General features: G+C 55.6%; 19 protein-coding genes and 2 tRNA genes. 7 read left to right on the top strand and 14 right to left on the bottom strand.

Annotation, left to right across the window (positions count from 1 at the left end; all coding sequences use genetic code 11):
* Positions 1-233: 233 nt before the first annotated feature.
* Both EXY20_RS01890 and EXY20_RS01885 read right to left on the bottom strand, forming a co-directional pair.
* Complete coding sequence (locus EXY20_RS01890; protein ID WP_135547020.1) at positions 234-1,421, bottom strand: MFS transporter; 1,188 nt, start codon at positions 1,419-1,421, stop codon at positions 234-236.
* A 63-nt stretch (positions 1,422-1,484) separates the two neighbouring features.
* A complete protein-coding gene (locus tag EXY20_RS01885) occupies positions 1,485-2,762 on the bottom strand; it encodes an MFS transporter (protein WP_135547018.1) in 1,278 nt (425 codons plus the stop codon).
* A 172-nt stretch (positions 2,763-2,934) separates the two neighbouring features.
* On the opposite strand from EXY20_RS01885, the gene EXY20_RS01880 reads away from it, so the two are divergent.
* Both EXY20_RS01880 and EXY20_RS01875 read left to right on the top strand, forming a co-directional pair.
* Positions 2,935-4,404: an aminotransferase class I/II-fold pyridoxal phosphate-dependent enzyme gene (locus EXY20_RS01880; RefSeq protein WP_135547016.1), complete on the top strand. Its 1,470-nt coding sequence runs from the start codon at positions 2,935-2,937 to the stop codon at positions 4,402-4,404.
* A gap of 142 nt (positions 4,405-4,546) precedes the next feature.
* A complete protein-coding gene (locus tag EXY20_RS01875) occupies positions 4,547-4,966 on the top strand; it encodes a DUF1885 family protein (RefSeq protein WP_135547014.1) in 420 nt (139 codons plus the stop codon).
* Between the two features lie 96 nt (positions 4,967-5,062).
* Here the strand turns inward: EXY20_RS01875 and EXY20_RS01870 are convergent, their stop codons facing one another.
* From EXY20_RS01870 to EXY20_RS01840, 7 genes are all read right to left on the bottom strand, one after another.
* The gene (locus tag EXY20_RS01870) at positions 5,063-6,058 is read right to left on the bottom strand and encodes a FecCD family ABC transporter permease (protein ID WP_135547012.1); all 996 of its coding nucleotides are present in this window, start codon (positions 6,056-6,058) and stop codon (positions 5,063-5,065) included.
* The gene (locus EXY20_RS01865) at positions 6,055-7,101 is read right to left on the bottom strand and encodes a FecCD family ABC transporter permease (RefSeq protein ID WP_135547010.1); all 1,047 of its coding nucleotides are present in this window, start codon (positions 7,099-7,101) and stop codon (positions 6,055-6,057) included. The genes EXY20_RS01870 and EXY20_RS01865 overlap by 4 nt, the downstream gene beginning before the upstream one ends.
* Before the next feature lie 14 nt (positions 7,102-7,115).
* The gene (locus EXY20_RS01860) at positions 7,116-8,150 is read right to left on the bottom strand and encodes an ABC transporter substrate-binding protein (protein ID WP_135547008.1); all 1,035 of its coding nucleotides are present in this window, start codon (positions 8,148-8,150) and stop codon (positions 7,116-7,118) included.
* Positions 8,151-8,307: 157 nt separating this feature from the next.
* Complete coding sequence (locus EXY20_RS01855; protein ID WP_135547005.1) at positions 8,308-8,658, bottom strand: DUF1292 domain-containing protein; 351 nt, start codon at positions 8,656-8,658, stop codon at positions 8,308-8,310.
* Positions 8,659-8,760: 102 nt separating this feature from the next.
* A complete protein-coding gene (locus tag EXY20_RS01850) occupies positions 8,761-9,252 on the bottom strand; it encodes a hypothetical protein (RefSeq protein WP_135547003.1) in 492 nt (163 codons plus the stop codon).
* 19 nt (positions 9,253-9,271) lie between these two features.
* Positions 9,272-9,886: a stalk domain-containing protein gene (locus tag EXY20_RS01845; RefSeq protein ID WP_135547001.1), complete on the bottom strand. Its 615-nt coding sequence runs from the start codon at positions 9,884-9,886 to the stop codon at positions 9,272-9,274.
* Between the two features lie 84 nt (positions 9,887-9,970).
* Positions 9,971-10,183 carry a hypothetical protein gene (locus tag EXY20_RS01840; RefSeq protein ID WP_135546999.1) on the bottom strand — a complete coding sequence of 71 codons (213 nt, stop codon included), beginning with the start codon at positions 10,181-10,183 and terminating at the stop codon, positions 9,971-9,973.
* 212 nt (positions 10,184-10,395) lie between these two features.
* Here EXY20_RS01840 and EXY20_RS01835 point away from each other — a divergent pair, with 212 nt between their 5' ends.
* From EXY20_RS01835 to EXY20_RS01820, 4 genes are all read left to right on the top strand, one after another.
* Positions 10,396-11,139: an MBL fold metallo-hydrolase gene (locus EXY20_RS01835; protein WP_135546997.1), complete on the top strand. Its 744-nt coding sequence runs from the start codon at positions 10,396-10,398 to the stop codon at positions 11,137-11,139.
* A gap of 169 nt (positions 11,140-11,308) precedes the next feature.
* Positions 11,309-11,725: a CBS domain-containing protein gene (locus tag EXY20_RS01830; protein WP_135546995.1), complete on the top strand. Its 417-nt coding sequence runs from the start codon at positions 11,309-11,311 to the stop codon at positions 11,723-11,725.
* Positions 11,726-11,775: 50 nt separating this feature from the next.
* On the top strand, positions 11,776-13,254 hold the full coding sequence (locus EXY20_RS01825) for a methyl-accepting chemotaxis protein (protein ID WP_135546994.1): 1,479 nt from the start codon (positions 11,776-11,778) through the stop codon (positions 13,252-13,254).
* 95 nt (positions 13,255-13,349) lie between these two features.
* The gene (locus EXY20_RS01820) at positions 13,350-13,544 is read left to right on the top strand and encodes a hypothetical protein (protein ID WP_135546993.1); all 195 of its coding nucleotides are present in this window, start codon (positions 13,350-13,352) and stop codon (positions 13,542-13,544) included.
* A 492-nt stretch (positions 13,545-14,036) separates the two neighbouring features.
* On the opposite strand, the gene EXY20_RS01815 is transcribed toward EXY20_RS01820, so the two are convergent.
* A tRNA-Thr gene (locus EXY20_RS01815) sits at positions 14,037-14,112 on the bottom strand.
* Between the two features lie 111 nt (positions 14,113-14,223).
* Positions 14,224-14,634, bottom strand: coding sequence for a Fur family transcriptional regulator (locus EXY20_RS01810; RefSeq protein WP_135547672.1), 411 nt, complete (start codon positions 14,632-14,634; stop codon positions 14,224-14,226).
* Positions 14,635-14,861: 227 nt separating this feature from the next.
* Between EXY20_RS01810 and EXY20_RS01805 the strand changes: the two genes are divergently transcribed.
* Positions 14,862-14,937: transfer RNA gene (locus tag EXY20_RS01805), tRNA-Val, on the top strand.
* A 163-nt stretch (positions 14,938-15,100) separates the two neighbouring features.
* Here the strand turns inward: EXY20_RS01805 and EXY20_RS01800 are convergent.
* Genes EXY20_RS01800 through EXY20_RS01790 form a run of 3 tightly spaced genes read right to left on the bottom strand, consistent with a single transcriptional unit; the run spans position 15,101 to position 17,399 of the window.
* On the bottom strand, positions 15,101-15,568 hold the full coding sequence (locus EXY20_RS01800) for a hypothetical protein (RefSeq protein ID WP_135546991.1): 468 nt from the start codon (positions 15,566-15,568) through the stop codon (positions 15,101-15,103).
* A complete protein-coding gene (locus EXY20_RS01795) occupies positions 15,565-16,827 on the bottom strand; it encodes a DNA polymerase IV (protein WP_135546989.1) in 1,263 nt (420 codons plus the stop codon). The genes EXY20_RS01800 and EXY20_RS01795 overlap by 4 nt, the downstream gene beginning before the upstream one ends.
* Positions 16,824-17,399, bottom strand: a complete 576-nt coding sequence (locus EXY20_RS01790; protein WP_167858936.1) for a hypothetical protein — start codon at positions 17,397-17,399, stop codon at positions 16,824-16,826. The genes EXY20_RS01795 and EXY20_RS01790 overlap by 4 nt, the downstream gene beginning before the upstream one ends.
* Between the last annotated feature and the right edge of the window lie 11 nt (positions 17,400-17,410).

Here is a 17,410-nt window from a genome sequence, read left to right as displayed (position 1 = left end):
AAGACATTTCCTTCAGGCTGAGTCAAAGGGATAGTGGGCAGAAGAGGCAGACACGTTGCACAAAGCGCAGCATCCATCACTCTCCTCCACCTACTAACAAATTCGCTTTTGTGCCGCTCCGACGAAGCATCTTGTAAAAATAGGCCATGTTTTCACTGGCTATTTCCGACGAGGTACCCCAAATCCAGCAAATAAACCATTTTTTATGGGCTATATTCATTTTTCGGCCCCATTCAGCTTGCCGTTTGTCCTCCGCTTGCTTGCACATGATGACGATCGAGTGCCGCAAAACGCTGCACAAGCCATACCGCCGCCACGCACAGCGCGCCCCCGGCGATAAACGGCCAGGAATGGCCGCCTTTGAACAACGCCATGCCGAGCAGCGGCCCAAGAATGCGGCCGAGGCTGTCCATCGACGAGCTCAGCCCCGACGCTACCCCTTGCCCTACCGTAGTGCGCGTCGTAATCAGCGACGTGACGCAAGGACGAATCAGCGCGTTGCCGGCGCCGAAGACGGCCAAATAAATCGCCGCGGTCCAGACGCTGCTCGAAAACAAAATAAGGATGAAGCCCGCCGCCGACAGCGCCAGCCCGAGCATGACCGCACGCGCTTCGCCGCCCTTTTTGATCCGCTTGCGCACGACGCTGCCCTGGATCCAGGCGCCAACGACGCCGCTTACGAGAAACATCATGCCGATGTCGAACGGCTTGGCGCCGATTTTGTCCATTTGGTAATATTGGAACGTTGTTTCCAGCCCCGCGAGTGTAAACGATACGAAGAAGCTGAGCACGTACAAATATTTCAGCCGGCCGGCAAACGCCTTCCAGCGCGACTGCTTGACCGTCGTTCGTCTCTCCGCCCGTTTGGCAGGCGTGAGCGATTCCGTCAGCATGCTGCCGGCGAGCAGCAAAGCGATCAGGGCCAGAATCGATGCCGCGAAGAACGGCGCGCCATTGCTGATAAGGCTGAGCAAGCCGCCGACGCCCGGCCCGATGATGAAGCCGCCGCCGATGGCCATGCCGACGAGCCCCATGCCTTTGGTCCGCGTTTCTTCCGTCGTAATGTCAGCCACGTACGCAACCGCACAAGCCGTCACCGCGCCGGAGAACAGACCGCCGACGATGCGCGCCACATACATGAGCCACAAGTGATGCTCCGCCATCCCGAAAACGAAAAAGCTGACGCAGAAGCCGGCCAGACCGGTCAAAATAATCGGCTTGCGGCCGATGCGGTCGGACAGCGCCCCCCAGAACGGCGACATCAGAAACGAAGCGGCCGAATACAACGAAAGCAGCAGGGCGAGGTGGAACTCTTCGCCGCCGCTGTCGACAACGATGGCAGGCAATGCGGGAATAATGATGCCGAAACCGATAAATACCGTCATGATGAGCATAACGATGATGCCGAGCTGCTTGTTCATTTCTTTTCCTCCAAACCTGGTGGCCGGTTGCCCGGCATTCGTGTCTTGGCGCGGGAGCGGCCGTCACGCGGCCGCCCGCCGGCGATGATTGTCGATTGTCATGAACCAGTGGGCAAAAAACAGCAGCCCCAGCACGATGCCGCTCGTCACGAACGGCGCGTGCGGATTGATCCGGTCCCAGAGCAGGCCCGAGCAGATCGGACCGATCGTCGTTCCCGCTCCTTCGATCGTCAGGAAGAACCCCCACACTGCGCCGCGTTTATCCGGCGGAATCGCCTGGGCGATCAGCGCATTCCACGCCGGAATGAGCAATGCGTAACCGATGCCGAGCAAGCCGACGAGTACGAACAGCGTCTCAAGCGAACGGGCGTGGGTGAACAGCACGAGCACAACGGAGCTGAGCGCGAAGCCGACGTGCAGAAACCATGTCGTCCCCCAGCGGTCGACGAGTCGGCCGACCGGGATCATGAACAGCACTGTCACGGCGCCGCCCGCGAGCAGGAACAGCCGAAACTGGCTGCCGGTGAGCATCAGCTCTTTCGTCGCATACAACGTCAACACCGGCGTCAGCAAGCCAAGCGCAAACGTCTGTGCGAACATGGCCGGAAACAGCACCGGACTGACCGTTAGCGATTGCCGCACTTCGGCCAAATAACGGCGTGTCCGTTGCGCCACCGTAAGGGCGACGGTTTGCGCCTTGCGGCTCGCCCGCTCGTGCGCCGGTCGGCTCGCCTCGCGCGTCCGTTCGGCATGGCGACGGCCGGGCAATAAGAAGGCGACGGCGACGACGGCAATCATCAAAACGGTCAGCAGGCGAAACGCCGAATCGAAGGCGCCGTGCATGAAATACGTCGTCACGAACGGCCCGAGTCCGACACCCGTCAACCACGCCATATAGACCACGCTCATGACGGTGCCGCTCGACTTCTCGCCGGCCCTCTCGGTCGCGCCGGTGATGACACACGGCCATAGCGGCGCAGTCCCGGCGCCAAGCAGCGCACAGGCGACGATAATCCAGATCATGTCGGTCGAAATCGAGATGACTACGACCGCGAGCAGCGTCATCAGGACTCCCGTCAGCATCGTCAGCCGGTAGCCGATGCGATCGATCACCCAGCCGATCGGCGTGCGCAGCGCGTTGTCGCCGATATACTGCACCGCCATCGTCCATCCGATGACGAACTTCGTCGCATGCAGCGCCGAGTCCATATACACCGGCAGGAAAGTGATGAGCAGCCCGCCTTTTACGAACTGCACGACGAACATGATGAACAGCAATTGGATGACGAAGGGGGACAGCACATGTCTCCCCAGCACCGCGGATAAGACGTTCGAACGCATGTTTCACCGCCATCTGTTGTGGAAAAAAAAGCTGCCGAGCATGCGTAGGAACGGCCGGAGATGCAAAAAATTAACTTGCATCCCCCCCTTTTTCTGCTATACTCAGCTTGTTTGCGAATTTTGCCTATTCTGGTCGATTTCAGGCCAAACGCGAGTAAAGGAGAGATGTCTGATGGATCACAGACAAGCCCCGCTGTTCGATGCGCTTGTCCGGCACGCGAATGCGAGCCCTGTCCAGTTTCATATCCCGGGCCACAAGAAAGGCGTGGGCATGGATCCGGAATTTCGCCGCTTCGTCGGCGACAACGTGTTGTCCATCGATCTTATCAATATAGCACCGCTCGACGATCTGCACCAGCCGACCGGCGTGATCGCCGAAGCGCAGAAGCTGGCGGCGGACGCATTCCATGCCGATTATACCTTTTTTTCCATTCAGGGAACAAGCGGCGGAATTATGACAATGATCCTGTCCGTCGTATCCGAAGGCGACAAGATCATCGTGCCGCGAAACGTGCACAAGTCGATCATGTCCGCGATCATTTTCGCCGGCGCCAAGCCGGTATTCCTGTCGCCGGTGCGGGACATGAACCTCGGCATCGACCACGGCGTGACGACCAGCTCGGTCCGCCGCGCGCTGGAGAAGCACCCCGACGCCAAGGCCGTGCTCGTCATTAACCCGACGTATTACGGCGTATGCGCCCATTTGCAGGAAATCGTCGAGCTCGTCCACAGCTACGACATTCCCGTGCTCGTCGACGAAGCGCATGGCGTGCTCATCCACTTCCACGACCGGTTGCCGATGTCGGCGATGGCGGCCGGCGCCGATATGGCGGCGACCAGCGTGCACAAGCTCGGCGGCTCGATGACGCAGAGCTCGGTGCTGAACGTGCAGGGTCCGCGCATCAACATGAAGCGCATCCAGACGATCCAGAGCATGCTGACGACAACCTCGACGTCGTATCCGCTGCTCGCTTCGCTCGATGCCGCGCGCCGGCATCTCAAGCTGAATGGCTACGAGCTGGCGCAAACCGCCATCGACCTTGCCCAGCACGCGCGCCGCAGCATCAACGCCATTCCCGGGCTGTATTCGTTTGGCGAAGACATCCTCGGCACGGAAGCGACGTACGACTACGATCCGACCAAGGTGTGCATCCATGTGCGCAAGCTTGGCCTGACCGGCTACGACGCCGAAAACTGGCTGCGCGACCGCTACAACCTGGAAGTCGAGCTCAGCGACATGTACAACATCCTGTGCCTGGTGACGCCCGGCGATACCCGCGAGTCGATAGAGACGCTGATCGAAGCGCTGCGCGCGCTCGCCGCCGAGCATCACAACGTGCGTGAGGAGAACGAACTGGTCATCACGATTCCGGACATTCCGCAGCTGTCGCTTTCGCCGCGGGACGCCTTCTACGGCGATACGGAAGTGATTCCGTTCAAGCAGTCGGCCGGACGCATCATCGCCGAATTCATTTACGTCTACCCTCCGGGCATTCCGATTCTGCTGCCGGGCGAAGTGATTTCGCAGCACAACATCGACTACATTACCGACCATGTCGAAGTCGGTTTGCCGGTCAAAGGTCCGGAAGACCGTACCGTGCAGCAAGTGAAAGTGATCGTCGAAACGACCGCCATTTCGTGACCGGCCCTTGCGCCGGTCTCTTGATTAGTATGGTCCGTTTTGCCAGCGCCCAGACATCCGGCGAACCTTTCCACGTTGTAATCCCCCATTGATAGTGCTATGATTGGAAAAGAATAACGATATCGGGGCAGGTGTCGCATCGATGGCGCAAAGCGCTTTCATCAAATTCGTAGAAGGCTCCTCCGTCGCTTCCATGACGCTGGAGGAATTGCAGGACCGGCTTCATCATTACCAGGAGCAGCTCGCGCTTACCGGCAAACAGCTGTCGTGGGAGTACGACGACGCAGGCTTTCCGTATTCGTTCGAATCGAAGCCGGAAGGCAAGGATCGCTGGTTTTATTTGAAGGGAACGAATCCGCTTTACAACTATATTTTGTTCGGCGTCGGCACCGACGACGGCCAGGAGCCCTCGCGGCACTATATCCAGGTCGTGCTGCCGGATGGCTCCACACACGGCGACAAGGCGAAGGCCAACGAGTATTGCAAACACCTCGGCAAACAGCTGCAAGCCGAGCTTCATCTGTTCAACGGCCGGGTCATGTACTTCAACCCGCGCAAATAACGCTCGCGTTTCCCCCGGTCCCCCGCCGCCTGCGGTGGTGCCGGGGGTTTTTTATTCGCCAGCCGCTCGCACCGCTTGCATGTGGCGTTCTCCCCGTTATTTGCGCATCAGCACGAACAGGAAATACGGCGCGCCGATGGCCGCCACTACAACGCCGACCGGAATTTCCACCGGCTGTGCGATCGTTCGGCCGATCGTGTCGGCCAGCAGCACCAGAATCGCGCCGGCCAGCGCGGATGCCGGCAGCAACGCCCGATAGTCGGCGCGGCACGCCATGCGCGCCCAATGGGGAGCGAGCAGACCAACGAAGCCGATGCTTCCGGCGACAGCGACGCAGGAACCGGCCAAACCGACGGCAATTGCCAACAGGAGCACCCGTTCGCGCCGTACGGGCATGCCCAGACCGGCGGCAGTTTGTTCTCCGAGCGTCAGCAGGTTGATCCGGTACCCGCGAAGCACGGCCAGCGGCAGCAGCACGGCAATCCAGACGGCGATGGCTCGCACGTACGTCCAGTTGGTGCCCCAAATGCTGCCCGTCATCCATACTTTGACAAAGGTATAATTATAGGCATTCATGCGATAAGTCAAAAACAGCATGGCCGCGCCGATTCCGGCCGTCAAGGCGATGCCGACCAGCAGCAGCCGCATCGGCACGACCGCGCCATTGCGATGGGCCAGCGCAACGACCAGCGCAGCCGCAAACGCCGCGCCGACGAACGCCACTGCGGGCAATGCGTAGACGGGCGCGTATTGCAGCTTGCCGTAGAAATACGCGACATAAAGCACAACCGCAAGGCCGGCGCCGGCGTTGACGCCAAGAATGCCGGGATCGGCCAGTGCGTTGCGCGAGATGCCTTGCATGATCGCGCCCGCCACGGCCAAACCGGCGCCGACCAACATGGCAAGAACGATCCGGGGCAGACGGATATCGAACAGGATAAGCTCCGCATCGGGCGAACCGTAGCCAAACAAGGTGCGCATCGTCTCGGCAGGACGCAAGCCGACCGGCCCCGAATGGACGGCGAACAGTCCGTCGGCAACCAGCAGCAGCCCCAGCACCACCCATAACCGATGCTTAGGTAACCGTCTCATAACAGCCCCTTCCCCTCCCTCCTGGCCAAATACAGAAAGAAGGGCACGCCGATCAGCGCGGTCAACACGCCGACCGGAGTTTCTTGCGGCGGATTGACCAGCCTGGCCGCAGTATCGGCGGCAAGCAGCAGCAAGCCGCCAAGCACCGCGGAGCAGGGTATGACCCAACGATAGTCGATGCCGACAAGGAATCGCGTCAAATGCGGCACGACAAGGCCGATGAAGCCGATCGGACCGGCAATCGCCACGGCCGATCCGGTCAGCGCAAATACGGCCAGCGCGCCGAGCAGCTTCGTTCGCCTCACCCGCAAGCCGAGGCCTGCCGCGGTGTCTTCGCCCAAACCAAGCAGCGTAATGCTCCCGGACAGCAGCATGGCAACCGCCATCCCGGCCGCCAACCAGGGCAGTATCGTTTGCACCTGCGCCCATTTGACGCCGGATATGCCGGCCGCGTACCAGAACATCGTGTCCTGGGCGATCCCGAAGTAAAGCTGGATGCCTTCCGACAAGGCGCCGAACAATGCGCTTACCGCCGCCCCTGCAAGCGCCAGCTTCACCCGCGCATATTGGGCCGACCCAAGGTGCGCCGCCAGCGCCCCCGCTCCGTAAACGATGGCGGCCCCAATGGCCGCACCGCTCATCGAAACGACGATCATCGCGTGATACGATAACACCGGCCACCAGACAAAGGCAACCACAACCGCAAAGGCCGATCCGGCGGATACGCCCATAATGCCCGGACTGGCCAGCGGATTGCGCGTAATCCCCTGCATGATGGCGCCGGAGACGGCCAGTGCGCTGCCGACGGCAATGGCAACGATCGCGCGGGGCAGCCGCACCGACAGGATGGTGTAATGCTGAACCGATGCGCCATCGTAGTCGAACAACGCGTCGATTACAGTCGACAGCGGAATGGATGCGGCGCCGGTGGAAACGGATACGGCCAAGAGGACAAGCGTTCCGGCCAAAGCCAGGCAAAGCAAAAAGGATGGGCGCAGCCTTCCTTTGCGGGATTGCGCGGCCGCGGGCCGCGCTGTTGGCATCAGGGGAGAACCTGTCATTGTCCGAGCAAAGCTTTCTGCACTTCGTCGACGAACAAACCATGCATCACAAGCCCAAAGCCGGTTTTCGTCGCGCGCAGCGGCACCATGTAGACGTGCTTGTTTTTAACGGCGTTCAGGCTTTGCCAGATTGGCGTCTTCATTGCCTCATTCAATTTGTCGACGTAATCCGGTACGTTCACATCCATCACGAAAATATGATCCGGGTTCATTTCCGGCAGCTTTTCGATCGCAATCTTGATTTCGCCTTCGCCGTCAGGCAATCCTTGCGGCGCCTTCAGGCCGAGTTGCTCATACGCGATTTTGCCGAGCGGGCTGTTCTTGCTCAGCACCCGCGCGTCTTTGTCGGTCATTTTGAAGAAAACGACTGTCTCGTTGCCCAGCTTGGCGGCCAGCTTCTCCTTCAGCGCCTTCGTGCGATCTTCGAACGCCTTCAGCTTCGCTTTGCCTTCGTCTTTTTTGCCGACGGCGGCCGCTACTTTAAGGAATACTCCCGCCCAGTCCTGCTCCATCTCCTTGTCCGTAAAAATCAGAGTCGGCGCCGTCTTCTGCAGCGTTTCATACGCCTTCGAATGGTCCTTCTCAACGGCCAGAATCAAATCCGGCTTGAGTGTGACCAGCTTCTCCAGGCTCGGGGCGGACTGCTGGCCAAGCGATTCGGTCCCTTTCAGCTGTGCCGCCAAATACGGTTCGAAGTCGCCCGCTTCGCGCGATACGGAGGCGATCGGCGTAATGCCGAGCGCTACGAGATGGTCGGCAAAATGCGGCGTCAACGACGCCACGCGGCTCACTTTGGCAGGAACCTCCGTTTGGCCCAGCGCGTGAGTGATCGTTCGTTTCGCCGGAGCGGCCGATGCGCTGGCGCTTGGCTGAACCGACGGCGAAGCGGTTGGCGCAACGCTGGCGGAAGGGATTGCCGCAGCCGGGGAGGCGCCTTGTGCCGCCTGATTGTTGTTCGATCCGCATGCGCTGATCGCCAAAACGATCAAGCCTGCGAACAGCGAAACGAATACAGTGCGAATACGGGTCATTTCTTGACTCTCCTTATATATGCATTATTTGATAATGATTATCATTGTCATTATAGAAACGTTTTCCATCTCCGTCAACCTTTTTTTTTCGCGCAAAAAAACCGAGCGCATTCCTTGGCGGGAACGCTCTCGGTTATCGCTTGCAATAAACCGGGAATTATGCTTTTGCTTCCGAATCCGTTTCCGATGCCGCAATTTCGTTGTAAATCGCTACGACGCGGTCCCACTCTTCATCGTCTTCGATCGTCACCAGATACGCTTCGTCGTTCTCTTCCTCGATGCGGAAAATAACGCCGTCCGCCTCCGGATCGTTGCGGTCGATCAGCACCGCATATCCTTGTTCCTTCGACTCAAACGTATATACCATCACCATCTCGCGTTCGATGCCGTCCGCATCCGTCACCAGAAATACGTCGTCTTCGTGCTCATGATCGTGATCGTGGTCATGTCCGCAGCCGCAGCCGTCGTCGTGATTATGCACGTTTACCCCTCTTTTCTTTCGCTTCATAGTAGTGCCGTTCCCTCGTATGGTATCATGCCGCGCGTGGGAGGTCAATCAGCCGAAGCGAATCACAAAACAACCCCACAAAGTGGGGTTTCTGCATCGAAGTCAGGAGCCTTGCGTCATGATAAGCGTGTCAATCTTCTGCAGCCGGATGTATTCCGTTTTCTTCAGGTCTTTGCGGAAGTAGGCGTATAAATAAGCTGCTTCGATGAACGACAGCGACGGATAACAGGAAATGCCTTCGTTCGTAAACGGGTTGTCCATAATAATCTGCCATTCCCCGTCTCTGCGCTCCGGCGCAATTTCCCGCAGCACTTCTTCTTTCACTCGCAATACCGCATCGTATTCGTCCCAAATCCGCTCCCACGACGGACTGATGAGCACGGGTTCGGGTACAAGTTCGCGAGCTTGGCGCAGCAAGATCCGTACGTATTCCAACCGATTCTCTTCGCAACTCATGATTTCCTGCTTCAAATCCGTCAGCAGCGAGCTGAACTGGGAATAACCGCCGTTCAACAACCGGGATGCCAATTCCTGTCTTTCGTCCGGCGTTTGCTCCGCCGTGAGCAACTCGATGGTGCGTTGCTGCAACTTCATGCCACTCCACCTATTCGTCTTATTCCGAAATGATTGTTTTTGTCGCGATCGGCGTGTAATTGCCGTCATCGCCGGGCAAACAAAATTTTACTACGTAATTGCCCGCATAGGCAAACTTTACTTTAAACGATGCGGTGAACCAGAAGTTGTCCGCCGCGTCGCCCATCGGCACGTCGATCGAATCGACCGGCTCGCCGAACGGATCGTTGACCGAAATGCGGAAATTCGTGAAGCCGCCTTTGAAATTGTCGACCTGCACGTTGGCGGCGAACGAAATCGTATCTCCTTTCGTCACCTTGCTGAAGGTGCCGTCGATCGACTTGCCGTCTTTGCTTACTTTCGTTGCCGTAATGATATGTACGTTGGGCTTGTACAAGCTCGCGGTCTTGGTGGCACTGTCCCACTTGATCGCGGCGCCCATGGCATCGGCAATCGGACGAATCGGCAGCACCGTGCTGCCGTTGATGACGAATGCCGGGGCGGAACTGCCTTCTATAGTAACATCGCTGTCGTTCGCTTTTACTTTGACGATGGGATACCCCTCATATGACCCCCAGAGCGAATCCGCGTATACAGACGCGGCAAACACCGTGGAGAAAATCGTTATGAGCAGCAGCAATCGTTTGGCTTTCATCGTCAACTGACCTCCAGTAAGGTTTCGAATGTTTATGTCTCTTTATACTCGAAACCGTTTCAAGAGTTGCGACAGCCGTTTGCATTATTTATAGGCTTTGCCGCGCGTTAGCACACAGGGCACGCCAAACCCGATTGCGCCTTGCCCGCTCATCTTGTCCATGTAGGCGATACCGCGTTTGCACTGTTGTTTGCACACTTCGCAAACGTCCGACGTAACGATTTTCATATTGAATTGATTGCGGTCGAGCTGCGACAAATGATTTTTTTTCGCGTTCGCTTTCCCTTTTCCCGCCACTGTAGTTTCCCCGCTTCCGCCGATTCCGAGATACGATACCTTATGTCGTTCGAACGGTTGCGGCTACCGGAAAAAGAAATTTATTTTGATTTGATGAAATTTTGATCGCAATTTTTGACAATATTCTTTTCAATTTGTCATCAGGATGATAGATTAATAGAAGGTTCGTCTTTCTATGGCTATTATCGTCTTCGTTATTATAGGGGGAAAGCATGGAGCTATCGTTGATGATGTTGGGCACGGGCAGCGCCTTTGCCAAAAAGTACTACAATACGAGCGCCCTGATTGCGTGCGGCGATTACAACCTGATGCTCGATTGCGGCCATACGGTGCCGCGGTCGCTGTACGACATGAACATTTCGCTTGGCGCGATTAACGGCATTTTTATTTCGCATTTGCATGAGGATCATATCGGCGGCCTGGAAGAAGTCGCCTTCCGCATGATGTACGAGTTCCGCCGCAAAATGCCGCTGTTTGTTCCGGAGGCGCTCATGCCGATATTGTGGGAGAACAGCTTGCGCGGCAATTTGGAGAATACGGCGGATGGCATTCATTCGCTGGACGATTATTTCGATGTTGTGGTCCTGCAAGATGGGATGCGCACGCCAATTATCCCCGGCCTGACGATCGAAACGCTGCATACGATCCACGTCAAGGGCAAACCGAGCTACGGCGCGATCATCAATGATTTCCTTTATTTCAGCGCCGATTCCGTGTTCGACCGCAAACGGATCGAAGCCGTGCTGGACCGCGGCTGCACCGTCATCCTGCACGATTGCCAGCTAAACGGACCCGGCATCATTCACGCGACGCTCAGCGAATTGCTCACGCTGCCGGACGATATACAACGGAACATTCGGCTGATGCATTACGGGGACGCCATGGAAGATTATATCGGCAAGTCGGGCCACATGGAGTTTTTGCAGCAACACCATTCCTACCAATTCCGACCATAGCCTGGCGCCGAAGCCCCGTTCGGGTTTCGGCGCTTTTCTTCTCATCGCCGCAGAGGCATCGGAAGTATCGCCAAATAGAATTTACCTTTCCCGTTGCAACCGGAAACTTTTAAATTCTATTGTGGTAAAATGAATCTGGGAAAGGACCACCAACAAAGGAGCTTTCGACATGAATATCGCTTTTTTCCTGCTGCCCAAGCACGAGGTTGCCAGCGTCACCTTGCATTCCACCCTCAGGCAAACACTCGAAAAAATGGAGTTTCACCGGTATACCTCCATACCTATCGTCAAAGAAGACGGCACTTACGCCGGCACCGTTACGGAAGGAGATTTGCTCTGGTTTTTCAAGAACAACGAAGAACTCAGCTTCGATAACGCCCATCGGCGGCTGCTGGCGGAAATCCCGCTGCGCCTGCAAATCAAGCCGGTGCGCATCGATGCCGACATGAACGATTTAATCAGCTTGGCGAAAGCGCAAAACTTTGTACCGGTCGTGGACGACACGGAAAAATTCATCGGCATCGTACGCAGAAGCGACATCATCGAATATTGCACCCGGCAATTGTTTCGCGCGGAAGCCAAATAAGGGTTCCGCTTCCCGGCTGCGGCCGGCAACTTTGACAGTGAGGTGAGCACTTGAAAGACAATAATGTATTGTATCAACGCAATAAATTGATGGTCAATGTCATCATTGGCATGCTGATTCTTGGCATCGCCGTCCAATTTTTGACCGCGGCCGCGATGGATTCCATCGTGATGCTCATCATCGTCGGCGCGATTACCTGCGGTATTGCCGCTGCGATGACATACGCCCATTTTCTCGAACAATACACCATGTATGTCATCAGCGCTTCCATAACGGTGCTGACCTATTTGCTCGTCACGACAGGCACCGAACCGGTAATAACGACGTATTTGCTCGTGTATGTCAATCTTGCCGTCATGACGCTGTACAACAACTACCGCCCGATTCTGTTCTCGGGCTTGCTTTCGATCGGACTTACCGTCTATCTCGTTTCCGATCCGTACTACCGCGAGCCGATGTTTGGCAAGAACGACCCGATGACGCTTTATTTGTTCATCGTGCTGGTGACTGGCGCCTTGATCGCTTCCATGCGTTTCGGCGAACGTTTGCAGCGCGACGTCTTCGAGAAGCAGAAAGCAGCCGAACAAGCGCGGCAGCGGGCGGAATCGCTGTTGGAGCACATTTCCTCCACGGTTCAGGTGCTTACCCGGTTCAGCGAACAAATGAAAGTGAACGTCACCGATACCGGCAGCATTTCGCGCGAAGTGACGTATGCCTTCCAGGACATTTCATCCAGCATCGAAACCCAGACGCGCAGCGTGGGCGATATTAGCGAATCGACGCGTACGGTTGACGAATCGGTCGCCTCCGTTGCCGAAGGTGCTGCACTCATGCAAGGGTTGTCTTCGCGGACAGCCGAGCTGACCCATACGGCTCGTGAGCAAGCGTTGCTGCTCGGGGGCGGCATGGAGAACGTACATACGATCGTGCAATCGACAGTTGCCTTGATGGAAGAACTGAATGCGAGCAACCAGCGTATCGGCGACATGGTGTCGACCATTGGCGATATCGCCAACCAAACGAACCTGCTCGCGCTGAATGCGGCGATCGAAGCTGCGCGCGCCGGCGAACACGGCCGCGGCTTCGCTGTCGTCTCCGGCGAAGTGCGCAAGCTGGCGGAGCATTCCGGCGAAGCGGCCGTGCACATTACGACGATGCTGGAATCCATCCAGTCGAAAACAGCGGAAATGGGCGGCCAGATCGAACTGGGCCGGGATGCGATCGAAAAGAGCCGCCAAGCCGCCATCCGGCTGGATGCGATGATCGCGGAGATGGCCGGCAACGCCGATGCGGTCGACCGGCAATCCCGGCTGATGGCCGGCTCATCCTCGGGCCTGCGTACCGCTTATGGAACCATCTCCGATGAGATGCTCACCATCGCCGGCATCACGGAGCAGAATATGGCTTCGGTGCAGGAAGTCGCCGCCAGTCTGGAAACGCAGGACAGCAAAATCAAACACATCGAACAAGGCTTTGAAGAACTGGACGCGCTTGTGCTCAAACTGAAACAAATGACGACCGAGTCTTGAGCGATGGGCAGGCTGCGCTTCCGTTTGAATGGATGCGAGGAGCGGATAATGAGCACCTCCGACGGGCATATTACCCGCCAAGGAGGTGCTTTTTCATGGATCGCGAAGAAATCGAAGCGCTGGAGCCCAAATATACCGGCAACGAGAAGCATTTGACGGAAGGCGAGGCGGCCGGCATCGTCAACGATCCGGCCAACCAGCTGGCTGACGAAGAAGACAATGCATTCGGCGTGTTGGCCGCGGCGGGACTGTACGTCGCCAATTGGAAAGACGTGCCGAACAAGCCATAACGCATGGCAGCTAAACCGACACCGCCCCTCGCCCCTGTTTGCACCATCGCCAAGCAGACACGTTGCACGAAGAGCGGCATTCTCTCCTCTGCCAACTAACCAAATTGCTTTTTGTGCCGCTTCGATCAAGCAGCTTTACAGAATAGGCCATGCTTTATTGCCTATTTCGTCTTAAACGGGCAGCAGCACTGAAATAGCCAGTGAAATCACTGGCTATTTCAGCTAAAAAGCCAAATTCGGGCTCTGTCGAAGCATATAAGCCATGTTTTCACTGGCTATTTCCGACGAGGCGGGCCAAATCGGGCAAATAAGCCATTTTTCATGGGCTATTTCCGTTACCCGGACCGGCATGATGCCGTGGACGCAGTGTGAAGCGATACTTCCTATAGCGTTTGGTTGCAGCGAAGCGGCATGGAAGTCTGATATACAAAAAAGCTCCCTGGCGGGAGCTTTCCTTTATGACCCGACGTTGTCGGGGAATGGATGATGAAATGGTGCCGACGAGAGGACTTGAACCCCCAACCTGCTGATTACGATTCAGCTGCTCTACCTGTTGAGCTACGGCGGCATAGTATCGATTGTTGTCTGTCAGACCGCTCATTCAGCGGCGACAAAAACGATTATACCACCGCTATAGCCGGATTTGCAATCCCTTTTTTCAACTTTTTTCGGATTGTTGTTACGTTGTCGCTCCGGCCTGGCAGCTCCCGCAAATACCGTAAATTTCGAAGCGATGGTTGACGATTTTATAGTCGCCCGGCAATTCGCTCAGCTTATCCATCGGGCAATATTCGAACGTAAGCGTTTTTTCGCACTGGATGCAGATCAGATGGTGATGGTGGTGCGACAGACAGTTCGCTTTAAATTTCAGCCCGCCCTCCATAAAATAAAACTGCTCCAAAATGCCCATTTCGCTCAGCATGCGCAAATTGCGATAAACGGTATCGAAGCTGACGCCCGGATAGTGGACGCACATCTGGTCATAGACGTCCTTGGGGGACAAATAACCGTCATGACTGGCGAAAATATGGGCCAATGTCTTGCGCTGGTCGGTAATGCGCCAGCCGTTGTTCGCCATCATGGTCAGCATCTCGTGGACCGTGCCGCTCTCTCCCACCAATAATCGCTTCCTTTCCGCCCGCACCTTGTGTCGGATCCCCTGCTTATTTGTAACCACTTTATCAAAAATTGACGTCGCCGCCAAGTCGATGTCGGCCGCTCTTCTATCATCGCTGCTGAGCCGCCATCTTTTTTATAAAAAATAGGTTTGACAACATGTCCGAATCTTGGTATTATAACACTTGTCGCTGCAAACAAGACCTGATAGCTCAGCCGGGAGAGCGCCATCTTGACAGGGTGGAGGTCGTGGGTTCGATCCCCGCTCAGGTCACCATTAAACAAGCATGAAACCCTTGATTATCAAGGGTTTTTCTTATTTTCATTATCACTTTGACATACTCAAATGTGGTCGCTCTGGTCTGTTGTTGACGGATTGTTGACGAAATTCTTCGTGATACTTCCTATTAATTCGGATTGGATCAAAAAGAGTACGGTTTTCATTTGTTATCGCGGAATACTTGAACAGCATATTGCCCCAACTTAACACCGATCCTCGCTCGCATGATGTCACGGGTCATCCCAAACCGCTCATTATAACCGCGGGCGTATATGCGATAATAGATAACGAAATCCTCGCTCTCTTCTTCTTTCATGCTAATATTCCGCTGTCGCATGTTGCGCTTGACCTCATTCCAGTGCGTGGATATATTCTGAAGCAAAAGGTTCAGCGCGGATGACAATAGATGCTGAAGAAACTTGTTTCGAACCGTCGCATTCACTTCCCCGATATACTTCTCCATCATTTCTATCATGTGCTTGTGCAGGATAGCATCGAGTGCAATCTCAATCTCCTCATTAGTCACTGGCTGCGCAGGCTTTGTCTGACGCTCTTGGTTGTATTGCTCAACATGCTCGCCCAAAATAAATTTGGATTTCCAGCGCTCGTTTCCGTCGAGTTTGCTCAACGCCAGTGCCCTCCAATCTGTGCTGCCCGTTCGTGTGCTTGTGCTGTGTCCAACAATGACGATGCCCGGATCAACGCCGTGGCACCGAATCGGTCCCGGATCGAATCCGTTGTTTTGGCTAAGGTAATTTGCTTGTGGCGATCCTCAAACAGATCAAGCTGCACCACGTCTTCACCTGTTAGGCCGGTCAACGTGACAAAGATACGCGAAAGCGGCCGTTGTTGCCAGTATGTCGTAAATAGAGTAAGCACACCCGGCATCATTTCATGTTCAAGATAGGTTGGCCGGTACAGTGTTAGCTGTCGGCCGAATCCAGATGATCCGGCCTCGTCTTCTTCGTATGCTCCAACTCCGACTACGCGGCCTTGCTTATTGATTCGCCGCGCATAATAGCAAACCTCGATGACAAGCTCAATCAACAAAGGCTCGATCTGCTCAAGCGTCCGGTAACGCCCCCACTTCAAGGCGCGGCCGCGGTTGATCGCTTTAACCTCCGTTCGGATCCCCGGCACAACGGGGCTCGGGTCGATGCCGTTTGCCGTTTGCCAATAATACTCCGCTTGGATATCGCTTTGTTTGCCCATTCGCGCACGTAACCGTCGTTTGAAGTCGACAAGCTCAAGGCGAGCGATGTCGCCGATCGTGAGCAGTCCCATGCGAACAAAATGTGCGGTCATTCGTCCGGCGACCATGAACATTTTGTTTACGGGCAGCGGCCACAGGTCACGTTCGATATTTTCCTCGTTCAAAGTAAAAATTCCGTCGGGGCGTTTTTTTGCAAAATTGTCCGTGGCTGTTTTAGCCAGTATCTTAGTCGGCCCTATCCCTACTCGGACTCGCACTCCGGTCGCGAGCATGACGCGCTGCTGGATGGTCTGTGCGATCTTCTCCGGGCCACCATATAAAGCCATTGACCCCGAGATGTCCAAGAACTGTTCATCGCACGAATAGGGTTCGACGAGTGGCGTAAACGCCTCATACAACGACGTGATGAGCAATGACACCGTTATATAGGTCTGCATGCGCGGGCGTATAATAACCAGGTCAGGGCATATCGCCATTGCTTCGGATGCTCGGCTTGCCGTCGTAACGCCGCGCGCCTTAGCTATTGGACATGCGGCCAGTACGATGCTCGAGCGGCGCTCTGGATCAGATACAACAACAGGGCGATCCTTAAGATCAGGGCGTCCTGCTTTTTCAACCGAAGCGTAAAAAGACTGGCAGTCGATGAGCATGATTGTGCGTTTCTTCTCCGTCATGAAAAGCCGCCTCCAGACAAATAAGCCCTCAAGGTTGCTGCCGCTCGAGCGCGGGCATAAGCCCATGTCATTGGGCACTGGCAAACACGCCCGCGGCAAGAATAAATGGTTTCGACGCCGTCTGCAGTCCGTGTCTGTTTGGTAATATGAATCCCCGCCAACAATAATTGATCACGGAGCACTTCGGTATCCGCTACGATTTGCTTTCGTATTGCATTAAATTGTCCCAAATATACTTCGGATAGCTTCAACCTAATCGATTCGATTCGCGTAATATCCCTGTCCAACGCATCATAGGTGAGCTGCAGAACAGTATGATCCTTAACCGACTCCATATCGATCATGTCCTGCAAGCCAGCAACTGTTGACACACCCTCACCCCATAAACAAGAACGTTCGTTCGTAATTATATCCATTTTACGAACATATATTCGTTTTTGTCTATAGGCGGTCACTGGAAAAGAAAAAAATCCTCCCATAGTAGGAGGATTCCGTTCGACGAATTTACCGCAATGATGCTCTAAAACCGGCAGCATCGGCTTCCTGAGCAATACAAAACATTTGCTCGGCAAAGAAAAAGCAC

It is taken from the genome of Paenibacillus cymbidii, assembly GCF_004764705.1.
GTDB lineage: Bacteria > Bacillota > Bacilli > Paenibacillales > NBRC-103111 > Paenibacillus_AN > Paenibacillus_AN cymbidii.
Note: the sequence above shows the minus strand (reverse complement) of the source record. Positions and strands in the feature narration are given on the sequence as shown.